Annotated in this window: 15 protein-coding genes, 2 tRNA genes and 1 pseudogene; 7 read left to right on the top strand and 11 right to left on the bottom strand. The window is 66.6% G+C overall.

What is annotated here, in order from left to right; translation table 11 throughout:
- Positions 1-69: 69 nt before the first annotated feature.
- Positions 70-1,389, top strand: a complete 1,320-nt coding sequence (gene trmFO, locus PPZ50_RS10525) for a methylenetetrahydrofolate--tRNA-(uracil(54)-C(5))-methyltransferase (FADH(2)-oxidizing) TrmFO (protein ID WP_066687815.1) — start codon at positions 70-72, stop codon at positions 1,387-1,389.
- Here the strand turns inward: trmFO and PPZ50_RS10520 are convergent.
- Genes PPZ50_RS10520 through PPZ50_RS10505 form a run of 4 tightly spaced genes read right to left on the bottom strand, consistent with a single transcriptional unit; the run spans position 1,386 to position 5,738 of the window.
- Positions 1,386-1,637 (bottom strand): DUF3325 family protein, encoded by a 252-nt coding sequence (locus tag PPZ50_RS10520; protein ID WP_272815287.1) that lies wholly within the window; start codon positions 1,635-1,637, stop codon positions 1,386-1,388. The genes trmFO and PPZ50_RS10520 overlap by 4 nt on opposite strands.
- Complete coding sequence (locus PPZ50_RS10515) at positions 1,634-3,217, bottom strand: PepSY-associated TM helix domain-containing protein (protein ID WP_066687810.1); 1,584 nt, start codon at positions 3,215-3,217, stop codon at positions 1,634-1,636. The genes PPZ50_RS10520 and PPZ50_RS10515 overlap by 4 nt, the downstream gene beginning before the upstream one ends.
- The gene (locus PPZ50_RS10510) at positions 3,214-3,528 is read right to left on the bottom strand and encodes a hypothetical protein (protein WP_066687809.1); all 315 of its coding nucleotides are present in this window, start codon (positions 3,526-3,528) and stop codon (positions 3,214-3,216) included. The genes PPZ50_RS10515 and PPZ50_RS10510 overlap by 4 nt, the downstream gene beginning before the upstream one ends.
- On the bottom strand, positions 3,525-5,738 hold the full coding sequence (locus PPZ50_RS10505) for a TonB-dependent siderophore receptor (protein ID WP_232307837.1): 2,214 nt from the start codon (positions 5,736-5,738) through the stop codon (positions 3,525-3,527). Before PPZ50_RS10505 ends, PPZ50_RS10510 begins: the two co-directional genes overlap by 4 nt.
- Before the next feature lie 125 nt (positions 5,739-5,863).
- Between PPZ50_RS10505 and PPZ50_RS10500 the strand changes: the two genes are divergently transcribed.
- Positions 5,864-6,490, top strand: a complete 627-nt coding sequence (locus tag PPZ50_RS10500) for a DUF4198 domain-containing protein (protein WP_232307836.1) — start codon at positions 5,864-5,866, stop codon at positions 6,488-6,490.
- Between the two features lie 39 nt (positions 6,491-6,529).
- Here the strand turns inward: PPZ50_RS10500 and PPZ50_RS10495 are convergent, their stop codons facing one another.
- Entirely contained in the window at positions 6,530-8,488 is a 1,959-nt protein-coding gene (locus PPZ50_RS10495; protein WP_066687807.1) for a sialate O-acetylesterase, read from the bottom strand.
- 87 nt (positions 8,489-8,575) lie between these two features.
- Positions 8,576-9,391, bottom strand: a complete 816-nt coding sequence (locus tag PPZ50_RS10490; protein ID WP_084401229.1) for a FadR/GntR family transcriptional regulator — start codon at positions 9,389-9,391, stop codon at positions 8,576-8,578.
- A 263-nt stretch (positions 9,392-9,654) separates the two neighbouring features.
- Between PPZ50_RS10490 and PPZ50_RS10485 the strand changes: the two genes are divergently transcribed.
- From PPZ50_RS10485 to PPZ50_RS10475, 3 genes are read left to right on the top strand one after another with little or no spacing between them, the layout of a single operon-like run.
- Positions 9,655-11,202 carry a glycoside hydrolase family 43 protein gene (locus PPZ50_RS10485; protein WP_066688119.1) on the top strand — a complete coding sequence of 516 codons (1,548 nt, stop codon included), beginning with the start codon at positions 9,655-9,657 and terminating at the stop codon, positions 11,200-11,202.
- A 35-nt stretch (positions 11,203-11,237) separates the two neighbouring features.
- The gene (locus tag PPZ50_RS10480; protein WP_066688117.1) at positions 11,238-12,587 is read left to right on the top strand and encodes a glycoside hydrolase family 27 protein; all 1,350 of its coding nucleotides are present in this window, start codon (positions 11,238-11,240) and stop codon (positions 12,585-12,587) included.
- Positions 12,588-12,612: 25 nt separating this feature from the next.
- On the top strand, positions 12,613-14,253 hold the full coding sequence (locus tag PPZ50_RS10475; RefSeq protein WP_066687806.1) for a glycoside hydrolase family 43 protein: 1,641 nt from the start codon (positions 12,613-12,615) through the stop codon (positions 14,251-14,253).
- A 49-nt stretch (positions 14,254-14,302) separates the two neighbouring features.
- On the opposite strand, the gene PPZ50_RS10470 is transcribed toward PPZ50_RS10475, so the two are convergent.
- Together PPZ50_RS10470 and PPZ50_RS10465 are read right to left on the bottom strand one after the other, a co-directional pair.
- A tRNA-Arg gene (locus PPZ50_RS10470) sits at positions 14,303-14,379 on the bottom strand.
- A 136-nt stretch (positions 14,380-14,515) separates the two neighbouring features.
- Positions 14,516-14,592 (bottom strand) — tRNA-Arg (locus PPZ50_RS10465).
- Positions 14,593-14,675: 83 nt separating this feature from the next.
- Here PPZ50_RS10465 and PPZ50_RS10460 point away from each other — a divergent pair.
- Entirely contained in the window at positions 14,676-15,170 is a 495-nt protein-coding gene (locus PPZ50_RS10460; RefSeq protein ID WP_066687804.1) for a hypothetical protein, read from the top strand.
- Here the strand turns inward: PPZ50_RS10460 and PPZ50_RS10455 are convergent.
- The 3 genes and pseudogenes from PPZ50_RS10455 to hemB all read right to left on the bottom strand — a co-directional run bounded on the left by PPZ50_RS10455 (position 15,171) and on the right by hemB (position 18,877).
- Positions 15,171-17,319: pseudogene (locus tag PPZ50_RS10455) on the bottom strand (spermidine synthase).
- Positions 17,320-17,363: 44 nt separating this feature from the next.
- The gene (locus PPZ50_RS10450; protein WP_066687802.1) at positions 17,364-17,894 is read right to left on the bottom strand and encodes a GNAT family N-acetyltransferase; all 531 of its coding nucleotides are present in this window, start codon (positions 17,892-17,894) and stop codon (positions 17,364-17,366) included.
- On the bottom strand, positions 17,891-18,877 hold the full coding sequence (gene hemB / locus PPZ50_RS10445; protein ID WP_066687795.1) for a porphobilinogen synthase: 987 nt from the start codon (positions 18,875-18,877) through the stop codon (positions 17,891-17,893). The genes PPZ50_RS10450 and hemB overlap by 4 nt, the downstream gene beginning before the upstream one ends.
- Positions 18,878-18,960: 83 nt before the next feature.
- Between hemB and PPZ50_RS10440 the strand changes: the two genes are divergently transcribed.
- The gene (locus tag PPZ50_RS10440; RefSeq protein WP_066687794.1) at positions 18,961-19,845 is read left to right on the top strand and encodes a diacylglycerol/lipid kinase family protein; all 885 of its coding nucleotides are present in this window, start codon (positions 18,961-18,963) and stop codon (positions 19,843-19,845) included.

Genomic DNA, 19,845 nt, shown 5'->3' with positions numbered 1-19,845 from the left:
TGTCCATAAAACGATGGTCCGCGGCGTACGTTCATTGCCCGTTATCGTTGATCGGCCTAGACGCCTGCCATGCAATATGACGTTCACATCATCGGCGGTGGCCTCGCCGGTTCCGAAGCCGCATGGCAGTTGGCGGAGGCCGGCGCCAAGGTCCGCCTGTCGGAAATGCGTGGCGGCGGCGACAACACGCCTGCGCATCAGGGCAACGACCTGGCCGAACTGGTCTGTTCCAACAGCTTCCGCTCCGACGATGCCGAATCGAATGCGGTCGGGCTGCTGCATGCCGAGATGCGCGCGCTGGGATCGCTCATCATGGCGAAGGGCGACGAGCACAAGGTCCCGGCGGGGTCGGCGCTGGCCGTGGATCGCGACGGCTTCTCGGCGGGAGTGACTGCCGCGCTGGAAGCGCATCCCAACATCACCATCGTCCGCGAACGGGTCGATACCCTACCCGATGCCGGCATGACGATCGTCGCCACCGGCCCACTGACTGCCCCCGCGTTGGCCGGTGATATCGGCGGCGCGACCGGAGCCGAGGCGCTCGCCTTCTTCGACGCCATCGCCCCGATCGTCCATTTCGATTCGATCGACATGGAACAGGCATGGTTCCAGAGCCGCTGGAACAAGGGCGACGGCAAGGACTACATCAACTGCGCGATGAACCGCGAACAGTATGAAGCCTTCCACGCCGGCCTGCTAGCGGGCGAGAAGGCCGAGTTCCGCGAATGGGAGAATGTGCCCTATTTCGAAGGCTGCATGCCGATCGAAGTCATGGCGGAACGCGGCCTCGACACGCTGCGCTTCGGCCCGATGAAGCCGGTCGGGTTGGATGATCCGCGTACCGGGCGTTGGCCGCATGCTGTTGTTCAACTTCGGCAGGACAATGCCACCGGTACGTTGTGGAACATCGTCGGGTTTCAGACCAAGCTGAAGCATGGCGAGCAGGTGCGGTTGTTCCGGACGATCCCGGGCCTGGAGAATGCCGAGTTCGCGCGACTGGGCGGGCTGCACCGCAATACCTTTATCCGCTCGCCCGAGCTGCTCGACCCGACGCTCCGGCTGAAGACCCGCCCGCATTTGCGTTTTGCGGGGCAGATGACGGGATGCGAAGGCTATGTCGAAAGCGCGGCGGTCGGGCTGATGGCGGGCCGTTTCGCCGCGGCCGAACTGGCCGGCAAGGAACTGGCCCCGCCGCCGGTCGAGACGGCGATGGGCGCGTTGCTGCACCACATCACCGGGGCGGCGGTCGCGGAAACCTATCAGCCGATGAACGTCAATTTCGGGCTGATGCCGCCGATCCCCGGCCGGACCAAGAAAGCCGATCGCAAGAAGATGTATACCGCCCGCGCCCGCGATGCGTTCGGGGAATGGGCGGCGGCGGCGCTCTAACGCTGGGTCAGGTTGAGGGCGAGGAAACTCGCCCCCGCCCCCAGCATCAGCAGCCCGATCCCGCCGATCGCGCCATAGACCGGCCCCCAGGCGGCGAAGGCCGTGACGAAGGTCAGCGCCACCAGCACCCATCCGCCGCGCCGCCGCCAGACGATGCCGATGCCGTCCCAGCGATGCTGGTGCCGGTCACTGGCGAGCGCGAGCAGAGCGAACGCGCCGAGCGCGATGAGGAGTGCGAGAGCGATCATTCGGCTGGCGCCAGATTGGAGGGAAGGATAGCGGCATTGCGGGCGGTCCGCCGGGCCTTCGGACGATAGCGATGCACCCGCCACGCGGCGAAGCCGAACCCGGCACCAAGGGCGAGGAAGGTCAGGTCGGCGCCGGCCAATGCCCAGTCGCCCGATCCGATCGTCGCGAACAGCCCGGTGCGCAAGGCGACGATGTTGTATAGCGGCAACGCGATCAGCAGCGCCGCCTGCAACGCCAGCAACTCGACCCATGCGCGTGCGGGCCGGCGTGCCAGCGAGTAGAGGAAGATTGCCGCCCATCCGGCAAACATCGCGTTGATCTCCGCATCGGCACGTGCGGCGAGGCTGGTCGGCAACAGGCGATTGGCCCAGAGATAGATCGTCATCGCCAGCGGAAATCCAGCGACGAAGCCGATATTCAGCCGCTCGACCACGCGGAAGCCGAAAGGCGGTCGGGCCGGGTTCGGCAGGCGCTCCCGCCGCTTGACCGTCCACAACACCAACCCGCTGGCGACCATCAGCGAGCCGGCGATGCCGCACAGGAAATACAGCCAGCGCATCGGGTAATCGCCGAACCGGCCGGCGTGCAGCCCGACCATCACGCCCTGCGTCTCCACCGCGCCGCCCGGTGGCGGGGCCTGCCACAACATGCGGCCGGTCACACCGTCATAGGCGATGCTGGGGCTGCGCGCCGACAGCATCGACGTGCCCGAACGGGTCAGCGAAATGCGCGCAGCGGCGTCGCCGGGGTTGAGGACGGTGACATAGCCCGCCGTTCCGCCCATGCGACGTTCGGCATCGCGGATCACGCTGACCAGATCGGTCAGCGGCGCGGGGCGCCCCGTCCGCTCGACCGCCGGTGCTTCGGGGAAGACCGCAGCGTACAGCTTTGATTCGTCGCTGTAATTGGCGACGATCGCCCAGGGCATCAGCATCGCGATCAGCGTGACGAGGCCGGTATAGGTGATCATCAGGTGGAACGGCAGCGCGAGGACGGCGGTTGCATTATGCCCGTCCAGCCAGGATCGCTGCCCCTTGCCGCGTCGCAGAGTGAAGAAGTCGCGGAATATCTTCTTGTGGGTCACGATGCCGGTGAAGATCGCGACCAGCATGAACATCGCGGCGATGCCGACGATCCAGCGGGCCCAGAAGACCGGCATATAATGCAGGTCGAAATGGAAGCGGTAGAAGAAGTCGCCGCCGCGCGTCTCGCGCGCCGTCCCCTCCTGCCCGTCGCTGCCGATAAAGGCGCGGGTGTCACGCCGCCCGCGTCGACGACCTTCCTCGCCGGGCTTGGCCTGCGGCACCCAGAACAGATCGGCGCCGGCGCTTTGCGTCGTCGGCACGGTGATGAACCAGCTCTGTGCGTCGGGCGCCTTGCGTGACAGGAACGCGACGGCCCCCTCCACGACCCGATCGCGATCATCGATCCGGCTGAGTTCCGGCCGCGCCCAGCGGTTCAGCGCTTCGCGCCAATAGGCCGACGTGCCGGCGACGAACACCGCAAACAGCAGCCAGCCGAGCAGCAGCCCCGACCAGGTATGCAGCGTCGATTGCGACTGACGAAATCCCTTGCTCATATCCGTCCCCAGACCGCGATCGATCCCCAGCAGATTCCGCCGGCCACTGCCCCCGCGACGACCAAGGTCCACAGCGCGCGCCAGCCGCTGCGCGCGGCATAGGCCCACATCGCCGCCAGCGCGCACAGGACCAGCGCGATCAACGCAGCGGCGATCGTCGCCTGTACCGGATCACCGGGCAGGATGCGGGCGAGCGCCATCGACCATAGGCTCGCCACCGCATAGCCGACCGGCAGCGCAGCGATCAGCCGCAACGCATTGTCGCCGACCCGCCGCCACAGGACATGGCGCACCTGCCCGGCGGCACTCATGGCAAGGTTGCCCGGATGCTGGCAAATACGGTCCGCGGTGCGCCGTAATAATTGCCTCGTCCGGTCGACGAGATGCGGGCGTAATAGCTGCGGTCGAACAGGTTGTTGACGTTGATGGCGAGCGAGAGATTATCGTTGATACGATAGCCGGCCCGGACATCGGCAACGGCATAGGCCCCCTGCCGGACGATGCTGGAGCGCGTGCGCAGCGTGCCGTTGGCATTGTAGAATGCCGGATTTCCGGCCCAGGTCGAATCGAACCACGTCACCCCCGCGCCGATGCTGGCGCCGGCAAGCGGTCCGTCGACCGGTTCGTAGTTGGTGAAGAGCTTCACCATATTCTCCGGAATCACCGGCAGCAGGCTAAGGCCCTCCAGCACGGGGTTGGCGTCCTCCAGATATTCGGTCCTGGTATAGCTGTAACCGCCATTGATCCGCCAGCCGGGCAGGATTTCGCCACTCGCCTCCGCCTCCACGCCGCGCGCGCGGACCTTGCCGATCTGATAGACGATCGTGTCGAGGTTGGGATCGTTGAAGACGCGGTTCTTCTGCGTGATCTGGTACACCGCCGCCGACAGCAGCAGGCGCTTGTCCATCAGCGAGAGCTTGCTGCCCGCCTCATACTGTTCGCCGATCAGCGGTTCGAGCGCGCGACCGTCCGGACGGATACGCCCGCCGACCGGCGCCTGCGGCGTGAAGCTGTCGGCATAGCTGGCATAGAGGTTGAGGTCGCGGGTGACGTCCCACACCACCCCGGCATAGGGGGTGAAGCGTTCGTCGAAGCTGTAGGTAGAGGGCAGCCCCCGGACCAGTTGCCCCGAGATCAGCGTGATCGTGGTGTCCCACCACGTCATGCGGCCGCCGCCGACCAGCGTCAGCCCGGCCAGCGGGCTTAGTCGCAGCTGTCCGTACAGGCCATATTGCTCGACATCAGTCACGCTGCCGTTGACCGCCTTGCCGGTCGCCAGCGTATAGGGATCGAGATCGGGCTCGGTCGGCGATACCGGATCGTACACGTTGATCGTCGCATAGTTCGAACGACGCGCACTGGCCGACGTCGACGTGCTCGCCTGATAGTCCGCGCCGAGGATCAGCGTCTGTTCGCGCCCGAAGGCAGGAAAGCTCCCTACCCCGTTGAAATCGAACGAGCGCGTCTGCATCGTGCTGTCGCCGCGATAGGCGATATGGCTGGTGACGCCGTTGGTTGGCGTGACCGGCTGGTTGCCGATATAGCTGTACACGTCGATGCGATCGACGTCGCTCAACAGCCCCGTCGCACGCAGTGTCCAGCGGTCGCTGACGCGGTGGGCCAGTTCGACGAAGCCCGACCAGCTTTCCGAGCGGAAGCGGTTCCAGTCCGCGCCGAGATAGGTCGACCGCGCCACGTCGAGCAGCCGCCCTTCGCTGCCATCCGCGCCGCCGATGATGCCGGGCAGGCCCGACTGGATCGCGGGCTTGAACAGGTCGTAATTGCCGCCGACGGTCAGCGTCGTGTTGTCGCCGATCCGGGTGTCGGCGACACCGAACGCCGCGAAGCGGTAACGGTGCGCCACGTCGAAGAACTGATCCTGATCCTGGACCATCGCGCCCAGACGAATGCCCGACACCGGATCGAGCGGCGTCGAGACATCGACCTCCCCCCGGAAATTCCGGAAGCTGCCATAGCCCGCCAGCGCACTAACGCGACGTTCGTCGAGCGGACGCTTGCGCACCAGGTTGATGCTGCCGGCCGGATTGCCGGCGCCGCTGAACAGCCCCGCCGGGCCGCGCAGCACCTCTACCCGGTCGTAGAGGAAAAGGTCGGGCACCACCGCCGGAAAGCCGAAGGCAAAGGTCGGTACGCCGTCGACCAGATAGTTGTTGATGGTGAAACCGCGAGACAGATAGGACGGGTCCTCGCTGCTGATCCCGGTGATGGTGACGCCGTTGGTGGCGGTCAGCGCGTCTTCCAGCGTGAACAGGTTGCGTTGCTGGATCAGTTCCTGATCGATCACGGTGATGGTGTTCGGCACATCCTTCAGCGGGGTGACCGTCTTGCCAACGGCCTGCCCATAGCTTTTGCCAACGACGATGATCTCCTCACCGCGCTGATCCTCCGCATCGTCCTCTGCCGCCCGTTCGCTCGACACCGGTTCCGCCCATGCCGGCAGCGCGGGAAGACACAGCGCGGCAAGCCCCATCAGCGCGCGCGATCGTACCGAATGCTTCACCCCAACCCCTTTTGCGACTCGCTTTCAATATCGCCATTCTCTATCGGCCCATTTTGGACAATGCAACGCTATTGCGACCTAATCGCATTATTACTATGCAGATCGGGCAGAACAGGAGAGAATTGATGCGACGTTTGGCCCTGATGATCGCGCTGGTAGCGCCGGCAACGGCGAACGCGCATGAGGTGTGGGTGGAGCGCGACGGCAACGGCCCGGCGCGCATCTATCTGGGTGAACCGGCCGAAGCGATGCCCGCCGGCGGCGATCCGGAGTTCAAGAACCTGACTGCGCCCAAGATCGTGGGTCAGGCCAATGTGCCGCTGGTACGTCGCGCAGGGTATATCGAAGCGGCGGTCGCGCCTGGCGACGTGCGCGTCACCGACGATTCGGTTTTCCAGCCTTGGGGCGAGGCCGGAGCGAAGGAAGGCGTAGTCTATTACGCCCGCGCCGGTCGCAGCGAGACGGGCACGCGCATGACCTATGAGATCGCGCCGTTGTCCGCCGGTGCGAACCGCTTCGCCCTGCTCCACAACGGCAAGCCGGTGGCCAGCGCCAAGATGACGCTGATTGCGCCCGACCGGAAGAGCGTGGAGCTGACCGCCGGTGCCGATGGCGCGGTGGACGTCCCCGTTGCCGGCAAGGGCCGCTATCTGCTGAACAGCGCACAGGTCGAAACCGGCCGCCTGCGGGTCGCGGGCGGCCCGGTCGACAAGCTGCATCACATTGCCACGACCACATTCGTCGTACCGTGATGCGGATGGCGGCGGGGCGCCTGCCCCGCCGCCTACCCGTCAGCGGACCGGCAGCGTGAACGGCGCGGCTGGCAGGTCGGCGCCATCGAACAGGTTGACGAACGGCGCGTCGGACCAGGCATAGCGGATCGTCGTCACCTCCGGCCGGTTGGCACCGGGCAGCACGATCGCGTCGCCCTGTACCATCCCGTCGACGAAGCTGCACATGGTCCCGGCGCACCGTTCGAACCCGATCGCCGAAGCGCCGCCATAGCGTTGCAGCCCGCCGGTCACATTGCGGAAGCGGACGACGATATCGCCGGCTTGCCGCACCGCCTCCACCGCCTCCGGTCCGCTGCGAAAGCCCGGCTGACGATAGGCGACGACACGGGCGAGTCGGGCGAGGCGTTCGCCCACGACCTTCTTCTGCGCCGGGTGGATGTCGAACCGGTCGCCGACGTCCAGCGTCACGCCCAGGCCGGCATGGGCGTCGGCCGCGACCGCCTCCGCCTGTGCCTGGCGCAGCGCCGCCCAGTCCGAATCGACCGGTACGGTCTGCGGCTTGCCAAAGGCGGTCAGCTGCACGACGAAGAAGGGCAGGTCCGGCTGGGCGAAGGTTCGCCGCCAATCCGCCATCAGCGTCGTCAGCAGCCCGCGATAGGCCCTCGCCTCGCCGGCGTTCGATTCCCCCTGATACCATGCGGCGAGCTTCAGCCCGTAGCCGGCGAGCGGAGCGATCATCCCGTTGTAGAGCGTCGTCAGGCTGTTCGGGACTTCCCAAGGCGCGGGCGGCACCTGCACATTCCCGATCCGGCTGCCGATCCGGTAGCGCCACGGACCGTTGAGCGGCACCGTGCCGCCATCGCCAAGGCCGATGGCGCGGTTGCCGGCGTTGGTGATCGCCATCCGCCCGTTCGCGCCGACCACGCGGACCGCGACGACGTTGCGCCCGGCCTTCAGCGTGCCGGACGGAAATTCGTAATTGCGCCAGACCCAGTCGACGCTGCCGCCGCCGACATAGCGGCCGTTGATATAGGTTTCGTCGAACTTGCCGATCGGTCCCAGCTGGATCCGCCGGGCCGCCGCGGCCTGTTCGGGCGTCAGGTCGATGGTCGTGCGCAACCACACGACGCCTTCAAGGCCGGCGCGGTCGGCCGCGGGCAGTTGCCCGTCATCCGCGGGAAGCGTCGCCCAGCCGCTATCGTCGAACGTTGCAGCGCGGAACGCCCGCTCCTTCTTTGCCGCCGGATCGAACCCATCCCAGATCGCCTCCCGCCGGGCGCCCTCCCGCGCGACCGCCGCCGCCGGATCGGAGCCGAAGGTCGCCACGCTCGCCAGCCGGTCGGCAAAGCCCGGCAGCTTGCCGAGCGACGGCGCGCTGATCCAGCTTTCGATCCGCGTGCCGCCCCATTCGGAGGCGATGAAGCCCATCGGCACCTGTTCGGTCGTACGCAGCGATCGGGCCATGAAATAGCAGACTGCCGACGCATCGCTGACGGTTTCCGGCGACACCGCCTTCCACTGCGCCCGCGCAGGCAGTTCGGCGGCGGGTGCCGGCACGCTGACGTCCGGAATGGTGGTGAAGCGCAACTGGGCGTCGTTCGCCGACGGAATGACCTCCAGCCCAGTCGCATGACTAACCTGGAATTCCATGTTCGACTGGCCACCGCACAGGAAGACGTCGCCGACCAGCACGTCGGACAGCTGCTGCGCCGGTGCACCCGCCGTCCCGCCGACGCTCAGCGTATAAGGACCGCCCGCGTGCATCGCCGGCAAGGTCGCACGCCACTTGCCGTCCTTGGCGGCGACGGCAGTGACGCTGCGATCGGCCAGTCGGACGGTCACTTTTTCGCCCGGCGTGGCATCGCCCCAGACCGTGATCGGCCGATCACGCTGCAGGACGGCATGATCGCCGAAGATATTCGCCAAGCTGGGCGCGGTTGCCTGCGCCCATGCCGGCGCGCTTCCCGCCAGCAACGCGGCCGTCAGACCCGCCGCCCATCCCATGACCGAACGCATAGCCTCTCCCCGATTCGCGTGTGAGCGCTACCATGGCAAAGGCCGCGAAGCTGCGCCAGCCACCGCGCGTACGGATCGGGTCGGCGATCAGCCCATCGCCGAGCGGGTATCCTCCAGCGCCAGCGTCACCAGAGCGTTCATCGCGTCTTCCGCCGCCCGTGCGTCGCCCGCCACGATGGCGTCGAACACCCGCGCGTGATCGGGGACCGGGTCGCGCGGCAGCGCGCGCTGCCGCTGTTTGAACTGCGTCGTCCAGTTCACTGCCGCGCCGATACTGGCGCTCAGCGCCACGAACGTCTCGTTATGGGTGGCGAAGATCAGCGCATCGTGGAAATCGCGGTCCGCCGCCCGACCGGCTTCGGTCGCGAGGGTATGGCGACGCATGCCGGCCAGCGCAGTCTTCAGCGCCTTGATGTCGTCCTTGTCACGCCGTTCGGCCGCCAGTCGCGCCACCGCCGGCTCGACGACCGAGCGCAGTTCGAACAGCCCGCGGACAAAGGCGATGTTCGGTTCCCCCTCGAACGCCCACGCCAAGACCATCGGGTCGAGGAAGTTCCAGCGGCGGCGCGGCAGGACGCGGGTGCCGATCTTCGGACGGCTTTCGACTAGCCCCTTGGCGGTCAGCACCTGCACCGCCTCGCGATAGGCGCTGCGCGACACGTCGAGCGCCTCGGCATTGGCAACTTCGCCGGTCAGCAATTCCCCCGGCGCGATCCGGCCGGACACGATTGCCGTGCCGAGATAATGCGCGACTGCCCCGCGGAGGCGTCGCCCCGATCCCTTGCGCGACGATCCGGCGTGATCGCCCAACGCACCGGTCGTCTCGGCGGCGACGATGTCTTCTTCCTCCAATGCGCTGTCCGTGTTCACGTCGTTTCCTTCGTCCTCGGCTTCGATCCGCATCGAGCACCCGATGTCGCCATCGTATTGTATAACCAATATTGAGCGGGCATTTGCGCGCGCCAGTGAAGCGATACGCTAGGCACGGCGGGAGCCGTCGTCAAACCGTGCTTCGATGCTCCACCGGGACGAACTTGCCCGATGGCCGGGGCAGACGACCAAGCGCTGTGGATAATAGCCGTTGACCGCAATTTCTTCCATCAATACCCAGACTAATAGCGGGCAAACAGACACCGTCGTCAGGAGAGAAGATGCGGGGCGGGACGATGACGGGCGTGGCCGTGCTGGCCATGGCATTGGCGGCGGGCGGCCCCGCTTCGGCGCAGGTCTGGCGATCGGACCAGGGCGATGGCACCTATCGCAACCCGTTGCTGTTCGCCGATTATCCGGATCCCGACATCATCCGGGTCGGCAGCGATTATTACTTCGTCACGACGACCTTTGCCAACGCGCCGGGGCTGACGCTGCTGCATTCGAAGGACCTCGTAAACTGGCGGCTGTTCAGCCATGTCGTGCCCCGGCTGGACGATCGTCCCGATTATCGGCTGGACAATGGCAAAGACGCCTATCGGCGGGGACTGTTCGCCGCCAGCCTGCGGTATCACGATGGGACGTTCTATGTGGCCGTGACGCCGGTCGGGCAGAACACGCGCATCTATCGTTCGCGCGATCCACGCGGCCCATGGGTGATGAACGAACTGGACCGGGAGGCATTCGACCCCGGCCTTTTCATCGAACCCGATGGCACCGCCTATATCGCGACCGCGATCGGTTCGGACGGCACCATCCGCCTGCTGAAGCTCGACCCCGGCCTGCGTCGCGTCGTCGACGACCGCAAGGTTCATTACAACGCCGGGGCCGAGGGGTCGAAGATCATCCGGCGCGGGCAATATTATTATCTGTTCAACGCGATCCCCCGGCGGCTGGGGCTGACCGTGTCGCGCGCCCACAGCCTGTACGGCCCATGGGAAACCCGGCCGCAGGTCGACGATCGCAGCGGCGGGCATCAGGGGGCGCTGGTCGATACCGCCGACGGCAAATGGGTCGGGTTCGTCATGCTCGACGCCGGGTCGATCGGACGGACGACGAACCTCAGTCCCGTCTTCTGGCAGGACGACTGGCCGGTCTGGGGCACGCCCGACGCACCGGGCCGCGTGCCGGAGCGGGCGGCCAAGCCGATTGCGGGGTTCCCCTTTGCCGAACCGGCGACGTCCGACGACTTTTCCTCGGCGAAACTGGGGCAGCAATGGCAATGGAACCATAATCCTGACGACACACGCTGGTCGCTGACCCAGCGGCCCGGCTTCCTTCGGCTGCGCCCGACCCGGGCGGACGGCCTCTGGCGGGCGCGCAACACGCTGACGCAGAAGGCGCAGGGTCCGCGCAGCCGGGCGGAGGTGAAGCTGGACATTAGCGGTATCGCGGCCGGCGACCGCTGCGGCTTCGGGACGTTCGGCCAATATAGCGCGACACTCGCCGTCAGCCGCGACGATCGCGGTGCCGCCCGGCTGGCGATGGACGTGATCGAAAGTACCGAGACGGGGCCGGTGGTCAAGGATCGGGCACCGCCGATAGCCTTTGCCGGGTCGACCCTGTGGATCGGTCTCGACCTCGATTTCACTACCGACCAAGGCCGTCTGTCGTACAGTCGCGACGGGAAGCGTTGGGTGGCGGCGGGCGGGGCGTTCCCCCTCGCCTTCGCGTGGCGGACCGGCACCTTCCAGGGGCAGCAGATGGTACTGTCCTGCTACAACGCCAAGCCGGGTAACGGCTATCTCGACATCGACCGCTTCACGCTGCGCGCGGCGCGGTGAGCGACTTCCTTCCACGACTGACCGGAGCAACCGACGTGGCATCAGACATTACCCGCCGCAGCCTTCTCGTCGGCGCCGCCACCGTTCCGGTTCTCGCCGGGTCCGTCGGCGCGACGGCAGCGCCCCGGGAGAAGCCGAAGCTGGCGCAGACACCGCCGATGGGCTGGAACAGCTGGAACAGCTTCGCGACGACCATCACCGAAGCGCAGGCGATGGAAACCGCCACGATCATGCGCGACCGGTTGTTGCCGGCGGGCTATTCGATCTTCACCATCGACATCCAGTGGTACGAACCGGGTGCGACCGGCTATGCCTATCGCGCGGATGCAGTGCCGGTGCTGGATGCGTATGGCCGGCTGCAACCCGATCCCAAGCGCTTCCCGTCCGCAGCCGATGGCCGGGGCTTTCGATCGATCGCCGACCGGGTGCACGCGATGGGGCTGCAATTCGGCATCCATTTGATGCGCGGCATCCCGCGCGAAGCGGTACGGCGCAACCTCCCGATCCTGGGCACCCGGTATCGCGCGCAGGACATTGCCGACCAAACCAGTATCTGTTCGTGGAACAGCGACATGTACGGCGTCGACATGCGCCATCCCGCTGCGCAGGCCTATTACGACAGCGTGTTCGCGCAATATGCCGACTGGGGCGTCGATCTGGTCAAAATGGACGATATGAGCCGTCCCTATGACTCGCACGCGCCGGAGATCGAGGGGGCGGCAAAGGCGATCGGCCGTTCCGGCCGCCCGATCCTGCTGAGCCTGTCGCCGGGCGAAACCCCGCTCGCCAGTGCCGACCATGTCTGGGCGCATGCGCAGATGTGGCGGATCAGCGACGATTTCTGGGACGAATGGCCACTGCTCGACGCGCAGTTCGTCCGCCTGGAGAATTGGCAGCGTTTCGCGGGGCCCGGGGGCTGGCCCGATGCCGACATGCTGCCGCTCGGCCGACTGGCACTAGGGCAGCGCGACACCAAGTTCACGCCGGCCGAACAGCGTACGCTGATGACGCTGTGGTCGATTGCCCGGTCGCCGCTCATCATGGGCGGCGACCTGCGCCATCTCGACGCGGCCACGCTCGACCTGCTGACCAATCCGGAGGTCATCGCCGTCAACCAGAGCAGTTCGGCCAACCGCCCCCTGCATGTCCAGGACGGCATGCGCGCCTGGACCGCACGCAGTCCAACCGGGTCGACCTATCTCGCGCTGTTCAATCCGGGCGACAAGCCGTCGCGGCCGGGCGTCGACCTGCGCTGGCTCGACCTGCGCGAGTCGGTGCGGGTGCGCGACCTGTGGGCCCGGCGGGACATCGGGACGGTTGCCGACCGGGTCGAGGCCGACGTGCCGCCGCATGGCGCCGCGCTGTTCCGCCTTGACCGCGCCTGAACTCCTGCCAACGAAAGAGCGATCGATGTTCCGCACCCTGATGACCGGCCTGCTGCTGACCGCTAGCATCGGCACCGCCATGGCCGAGCCAGCCCGGTTCAGCCGCTTCACCTATGACGGCCGCAGCGTCGAGCGCGCCACGCCGGGTCCGAACCAGTATCGCAACCCGATCCTGTCGGGCTATTATCCCGATCCGTCGGTGATCCGGGTGGGCGACGACTATTATCTCGCTTTGTCGTCCTTCGCCCATTATCCAGGCCTGCCGATCTTCCATTCGCGCGACCTGGTGAACTGGACGCAGATCGCCAACGCGATCGACCGGCCCGAACAGCTGGATTTCAGCGGGCGGCGGGTGTCCGAAGCGGTCTTCGCACCGGACATCAGCTACCACGATGGCACCTTTTACATCGTCAACACCTGCGTCCAGTGTCGCGGCAACTTCGTCATCACCGCCAAGGACCCTAAGGGCCCGTGGTCGAACCCGATTTGGCTGCCGTTCGAGGGCATCGACCCATCGATCTATTGGGAGAACGACCGAGCCTATATCGTCAACAACCGCGCACCGAACGAACCGCCGCGCTATGACGGCCACCGTGCGATCTGGATCCAGGAATATGACTGGCGCGCGGGCAAGATGGTGGGTGAATCGACCCAACTCATCAATGGCGGCGTCGACCTGTCGAAGAAGCCGGTGTGGATCGAAGGACCGCATATCTTCCGGAAGGACGGCTGGTATTATCTGACCGCGGCCGAAGGCGGGACGAGCGTCAATCATTCGCAGGTCGTGTTCCGGTCGAAGGAACTGCGTGGGCCGTTCGTGCCGTGGAGCGGCAATCCGATCCTGACGCAGCGCGACCTGCCGAACGATCGCGCCGACCCGATCTCGGCAGCGGGCCATGCGGAGCTGGTGCAGACGCAGAATGGCGACTGGTGGGCGACCTTCCTCGCGGTGCGACCGTATGGCGACGACTATTATAATATCGGGCGCGAGACGTTCCTGCTGCCGGTAACGTGGAAGGATGGCTGGCCGACGATCCTGCCTGCCGGACAGCGCGTACCGTTCGTCGCCGATCGCCCCAAACTGCCGAGCCAGCCTGCGCCGAAGCTGCCGACCAGCGGCGATTTCGGCTATGTCGACGAGTTCGATGGTTCGAAGCTCGCGATGCAGTGGATCGGCGTCCGCACGCCCAAGGCCCCCGTCTATCGCCTTGCCGGCGGCGACCTGCTGATCGATGGCGGTGCGGCGATCGGCGACCAGAATGGCGTGCCCGGCTTTGTCGGACGGCGTCAGCAGCATCATATCGCGACGATGGCGACGACCGTCCGCTTCTCGCCGCGTCGGGACGGCGACCGCGCCGGGCTGGTCGCGATGCAGAGCGACGAAAGCTATCTGTTCTTCGGCATTACCCGCCTCGCCGGCAAGCCGGTGATCGCGCTCTACACCCGCGCCAAGGGCACCGAGCAGCTGGTGGCGAGCGCACCGCTTACCGGCACGGGTCCCGTCACGCTGACGCTGCGCGCGGATCGCGGGACGATGGCGGTCGATTATGCAATCGGTGGCAAGCGCACTACGCTGGTCAAGGATGTCGATATCCGCTTCCTCAGCACGCGCATGGCGGGAGGGTTCACGGGTACGGTCGTCGGCCCCTACGCCTACCAACGATAAGCCGACAAAGAAAACCCCGCCAAGTCGCATGACCTGGCGGGGTTTTCCATGGCGCACCCGGAACGATTCGAACGTCCGACCCTCAGATTCGTAGTCTGATGCTCTATCCAGCTGAGCTACGGGTGCCCGGTGGAGGCCGCCTGTTAGAGAGGCTTTTCCGGTCTGGCAAGTCGGTTCGGCAGGGAAATTTCATGCCGCCGAACGTCATGCCGTCCGGACAAAGAAAACCCCGCCAAGTCGCATGACATGGCGGGGTTTTCCATGGCGCACCCGGAACGATTCGAACGTCCGACCCTCAGATTCGTAGTCTGATGCTCTATCCAGCTGAGCTACGGGTGCCCGGTGGAGGTCGCCTGCTACAGGCCACCTCCCCGGCTGGCAACCCCGTTGTGTCAATTTTTTTGCATGGGTATCGGTGGGCCATGACCCGCTCCGCGATCCCGCTCGTCCTGCCCGCCGCCCTGTTGTCGGCCTGCGCCGCGCCGGCGGGGGATTATCCCTCGCTGCTGCCGCGCCCGATCGAAAAGATCAGCCTGGCCGAACCGGTTCGCCCGGTCCCGGTGGCGACGCCCGACGCCGCGCTCGACGCCAAGATCGCGACGCTGACCCGCGAGGTCACCGGCGCGAAAAGCGCCTTCGATGCGGCGGCGGCCCGGGTAGGGAAGACCGTCAATGCCGCCGCGGGCACCGCGGAGGGCAGCGAGCGCTGGCTGGGCGCGCAGGTGGCGCTCGCCGAACTGGACGTCGCACGGACGGCGATCGACGTGCCGCTGGCCGAACTCGAACGCCTAGCGATCGATCGGGCGGCGGCCGGCGCCCCGCCCTACCCGGCGCTTGATGCCGCACTGGCCAAGGCGAACGCCGCCTCGACCGAACAGCGCGCCACCATTGCGTCGCTCAACGCACGCCTCAAATAACTATTGCAGCGCGCGCAGGACCGGCAGGATCGACGCATAGTCGTCGGTCCATGGCGCGGTGTCGGTCACTGGCAACGGTTCCCAATCCCCACCCGACGTCAGCAGCGTGCCCAGCACTTCCGGATCGCGGGTCAGCGCGATCCACAGCGAACCGGTTTCGGCCGGGTCGGATGATTTGGGCTGATAGGGCAGCTGCGCCGCCATCCATCCACCCGCCGTCCGCGCGACGACCGGGCCCAGGTCGAGATAGCGGTTCGACACATGGACCAGCAGCAGCCCGCGCCGCCCGAGCACCCGGCCGTAAGTCTCGAACGCCTCGCGCGTCATCAGGTGCATCGGCACGGCGTCGGACGAAAAGGCGTCGAGCGCCAGCAGGTCGAGGTTGCCTGCCGGCTCCTGCGATAGGCTCAACCGCGCGTCGCCGACTACGATCTGCGCACTGGGTGCACAACGCCGCAGGAAGGTGAAGGCACCGGAGTCGCGCGCAATCCGCACTACGACCGGATCGATCTCATAGAAGCGCCAATGCTGTCCCGGCTGCGCATAGCAGGCGAGCGTCCCGGTCCCGAGGCCGACAATGCCGATCCGCGCCGCCGGGCCGTAGAGCGACGGGGCCGCGCGCAACGCCTCACCCACGCCCGAGCCCCGCACATAATAGGTCGTCGGCGTCCGTTCCCGCTCCGGCGACCCGGTCAGCTGGATACCGTGCAGCGTCGTGCCGTGCTGGAGTTCGTTGACGCCTTGCCCCCGCATGATCGTGTAGACGCCGAAATAGCTCCGCGTTCGCGCACCCGGCTCCAGCGACAACGCGATCGCGCGATAGCCGCCGAACAGGAACAGCGCGGCGGCAAGCGCGAAGACGAACGGCGCGCGCGCACCGATTGCGAACAGTCCGACCGCGACGATCCCGAAAAACGCGACCGCATCGGGCTTGGCGCCGAGCATCCCGCCGGGATTGGTCATACCCATGGCGACCAGCACGCCGATGATCAGGATCACCGCGACGCGCAGCTTCACCCCGCCCGTTTCCCACAGACGCTGGGTCGCCGGCAGCAGAAACGGCAGCGGCGCGAGCATGCCCGCGGCCAGGATCAGCAGCGGATATTCATAGGTCCAGTCGAACAGGACCGGCGCGATCAGCCCGGCGAATACCCCGCCCAACGCCCCGCCGACCGACATGGCGAGATAGAAGCCAGTCAACCGACCCGGCGCCGGCCGCAACGCATACATGTGCGCATGGAGCGTGACCGAGACCGCAAACAGCAGCATCAGCGCGGCCAGTGCACTGAGCAGCGGAAAGTCGTGATGCCCGCCGATCATCATCCCGCCGAACACGAGGATCGTGATCGGTGCGTAGCGAGCGATTGCATCGGCCAGCCCCCGCCGCGCGGCGAACGCCACGGTGAAGCTGAGCAGATACAGCCCCAGCGGCAATACCCACAGCAACGGCACTGCCACGATGTCGGTCGTCAGGAAGGTCGAGGTCGCGAGCATCAGTCCCGACGGCACCAGCGCCAGCACGATCCAGTGCAGCACGCGCCGCGTGCCCGGTGCTTCGCCCTTGTCCAGCGGGACCGCCTGTTCACGGCGATGCGGCAACAGCCATCCGCAGCCGATCACCAGCACGAACAGCAGCACATAGCCGATGCTCCAGCCCCAGCTCTGCGCCCGAACCGGCAGCAGAGGTTCGACCAGCAGCGGATTAGGCCAGCAGCCCGGCAAAGCTGCCGACATTCGACGCGGCATAGAGCGCATAGGGGTCGCGGCCGGGACAGACAAAGGCGAACCAGCGTTGCAGCAGCGGCGCCTGTGCCGACACGGCGAAGAACAGCGGGCCGATCGAGGCGGTCAGCAGCCACGGCGTCCACAGCGCCGGTTCTACCCCGGTCGGCGTCGGAGTCGAATTGACTCCGATCGGCAACCACACCGCCGCGCAGAGCAGGACGAGAATATGCACCGCCGCCTGCGCCTTGGGCATCAGCTTGCCGAGCAGATGGGCATAGGCATAGCCGCCGAGCAGCAGCGCCTGGTACACCAGCATCGCCGAATTCCACACCGCCGGCGCGCCGCCCAGCTGCGGCAACGCCATGCGCGCGACCATCGGCTGCACGAGGAACAGCAGGAACGATCCGGCGAGGATCGTGGTCATGAAGATCCAGCGGATTGGCCAGCCGGCGGTCCGGTCGGGTATCGTCACGGACGCGTCTTCCAATAGGTGATGTGGCGTTTCAACGGGCTGTCATCGGCGACGACCGGATGATCGAAATCCTCCTGCGGCGAACGGGTCATGCCGATCCGCTCCATCAACCCCCAGCTACGCGTGTTGGCAAGGACGGTGATCGCGCCGATCCGTTCGACCGGCAGATTGGCGAACCCCCAGGCAAGCGACGCTTCCGCCGCCTCACGCGCATAGCCCCGCCCCCAATGTTCCTTGCCGAACCGCCAGCCGATCTCGACCGAACCCTCCAGCGGCGTCCCCTCGGCACCCGGCTTCAACCCGCAAAAGCCCAGCATCCGACCGCTCGAACGGTCTTCGGCGACCCAGAAGCAGAAGCCGTGGCTCGCCATGTAGCCGTCCTGCCGCGCAATGGCGGCATCCACTTCCTCGCGGCTGAGCAGCGCCGGAAAATAGCGCATGACGTCCGGATCGGCGCAATGGGCGTAGAAGGTTTCGCGGTCACGGTCCTGCCACCGCCGCAGGACCAGTCGCCCGGTGTCGATCATGCGCCCAGCAGCCGGGCGGCATGGGCGGCATGATAGGTCAGCACCCCCGAACAGCCGGCACGCTTAAACGCCAGCAGTGTCTCCAGCACCATCGCATCGCGATCCGCCACGCCTGCCGCCACGCCGGCCTCGATCAGCGCATATTCGCCCGATACCTGATATGCGAACACTGGGACTTCGAACGCCGCCTTCACGCGGGTGATGATGTCGAGATAGGGTGACCCCGGTTTCACCATCACGCTGTCGGCGCCCTCGGCCAGGTCGAGCGCGACCTCGCGCAACGCTTCCTCGCTATTGGCCGGGTCCATCTGATAGGTCTTCTTGTCGCCCTTCAGCAGGCCATGGGTCCCGACCGCATCGCGGAACGGGCCGTAGAAGGCGCTGGCGTACTTGGCGGCGTAAGCCATTATCTGCACATTGGGATGGCCACCGCTTTCCAGCGCGTCGCGGATCGCGGCGACGCGGCCGTCCATCATGTCGGACGGCGCGACGATATCGCTGCCCGCCTCCGCCTGCACCAGCGCCTGCCGGACCAGCGCCTCCGACGTCACGTCGTTCAGCACATATCCCGATGCATCGACGATGCCGTCATGCCCATGCGAGGTGTAGGGGTCGAGCGCGACGTCGGTCAGCACGCCGACCTCCGGCACCGCATCCTTGATCGCCCGGATCGCGCGGCACATCAGATTGTCGGGATTGAACGCCTCCGCCCCATCGTCGCTACGAAGTTCGCGCGGCGTGTTCGGGAACAGCGCGACGACCGGAATGCCCAGATCGCGAGCTTCACGGGCACGATCGACAATGCCCGACAGGTTCCAGCGCGATACGCCGGGCAGCGCCTTGACCGGCTCCCCCTCACCCTCGGTCACGAACAGTGGCCAGATCAGGTCGGCGGGCGTCAGCAGGGTTTCGGCGTGGAGGCGGCGGCTCCATGCGGTGGCGCGGGTGCGGCGCAGGCGGAGCGCGGGATAAGCAGCGGACATGGCGCGACTTGTGGGCCATGGCGTCCGGGCGATCAACCCAAAGTCGCGTGGGTCCATTTTCGTTACGGAACGTTACCGACGCCATGAACCGCATCCGCACCGCCGCCATGATCGTCAACGCCCGGTCACGCAGCGGGCAGGACCAGTTCGCCCAGGCGTGCCACGCCTTGCAGGGCGCCGCGTTCGAGGTCGACGCCCATGCCGTCGAAGACCCCGATCAGCTCGTCCCGACGCTGAAGCGCGCGCTGGAGCGCAAGCCGGACATGGTGATCCTGGGCGGGGGTGACGGGACGATCAGCAGCCTGGTCGACTATCTGCTGGGGCACGACGTCGTTCTTGGCGTGCTGCCGCTCGGCACCGCCAACAGCTTCTGCCGGACGCTCGGTATCCCGCTCGACATTCCGGGTGCAGTGGAGGTGCTGAAGACAGGCCGGCCGCGCCGCATCGACCTCGGCATGATCGACGGCGATTACTTCGCCAATTGCGCCGCAATCGGCCTGTCGCCGCAGATCGCCAAGACCGTACCGCATGGCGTCAAGAAGCTGTTCGGGCGGGTCGGCTATCTCGCCTGGGCCTCGCTGCAATTCGCGAAGTTCCATCCGTTTGAGCTGATCGTCGGCCAGGGTGCTAGCGCCAAGCGGATGATGGCGACCGAGGTTCGCATCTCGAACGGGCGCTTTCATGGCGGCACCGAACTGGTCGAGGAAGCGCGGTTGGACAGCGGAGAGATCATCGTTCAGGTCGTGTGCGGCAAGGGCAAGCGCAGCTTGGCCCGCAACTGGGCGGCCGGCTTCTTCCGGCTCGACTCCCGCCGGGTGGATACCGTGACGTTCCACGGCCAGTCGCTCCGGATCGAGACCAACCCGCCGCTGCCGATCTCAATCGATGGCGAGGTGCTGGCGAAGACGCCGGTCATGGCGAAGATCGCGGCGGGGATCATCGAGGTGATGGCGCCGGTCGAAGAGTGA

The organism is Sphingomonas hankookensis, assembly GCF_028551275.1.
GTDB classification, from domain to species: Bacteria; Pseudomonadota; Alphaproteobacteria; order Sphingomonadales; family Sphingomonadaceae; genus Sphingomonas; species Sphingomonas hankookensis_A.
The sequence above is the reverse complement of the archived record's forward strand: the minus strand, read 5'-3'. Positions and strand labels throughout refer to the sequence as shown.

What these genes read in the sequence shown, in the direction of transcription:
- trmFO (WP_066687815.1), top strand. Translation starts at nt 70, where the DNA reads ATGCAATATGACGTTCACATCATCGGCGGTGGCCTCGCCGGTTCCGAA.
- PPZ50_RS10520 (WP_272815287.1), bottom strand. Translation starts at nt 1,637, where the DNA reads ATGATCGCTCTCGCACTCCTCATCGCGCTCGGCGCGTTCGCTCTGCTC.
- PPZ50_RS10515 (WP_066687810.1), bottom strand. Translation starts at nt 3,217, where the DNA reads ATGAGCAAGGGATTTCGTCAGTCGCAATCGACGCTGCATACCTGGTCG.
- PPZ50_RS10510 (WP_066687809.1), bottom strand. Translation starts at nt 3,528, where the DNA reads ATGAGTGCCGCCGGGCAGGTGCGCCATGTCCTGTGGCGGCGGGTCGGC.
- PPZ50_RS10500 (WP_232307836.1), top strand. Translation starts at nt 5,864, where the DNA reads ATGCGACGTTTGGCCCTGATGATCGCGCTGGTAGCGCCGGCAACGGCG.
- PPZ50_RS10495 (WP_066687807.1), bottom strand. Translation starts at nt 8,488, where the DNA reads ATGCGTTCGGTCATGGGATGGGCGGCGGGTCTGACGGCCGCGTTGCTG.
- PPZ50_RS10490 (WP_084401229.1), bottom strand. Translation starts at nt 9,391, where the DNA reads ATGCGGATCGAAGCCGAGGACGAAGGAAACGACGTGAACACGGACAGC.
- PPZ50_RS10485 (WP_066688119.1), top strand. Translation starts at nt 9,655, where the DNA reads ATGACGGGCGTGGCCGTGCTGGCCATGGCATTGGCGGCGGGCGGCCCC.
- PPZ50_RS10475 (WP_066687806.1), top strand. Translation starts at nt 12,613, where the DNA reads ATGTTCCGCACCCTGATGACCGGCCTGCTGCTGACCGCTAGCATCGGC.
- PPZ50_RS10460 (WP_066687804.1), top strand. Translation starts at nt 14,676, where the DNA reads ATGACCCGCTCCGCGATCCCGCTCGTCCTGCCCGCCGCCCTGTTGTCG.
- PPZ50_RS10450 (WP_066687802.1), bottom strand. Translation starts at nt 17,894, where the DNA reads ATGATCGACACCGGGCGACTGGTCCTGCGGCGGTGGCAGGACCGTGAC.
- hemB (WP_066687795.1), bottom strand. Translation starts at nt 18,877, where the DNA reads ATGTCCGCTGCTTATCCCGCGCTCCGCCTGCGCCGCACCCGCGCCACC.
- PPZ50_RS10440 (WP_066687794.1), top strand. Translation starts at nt 18,961, where the DNA reads ATGAACCGCATCCGCACCGCCGCCATGATCGTCAACGCCCGGTCACGC.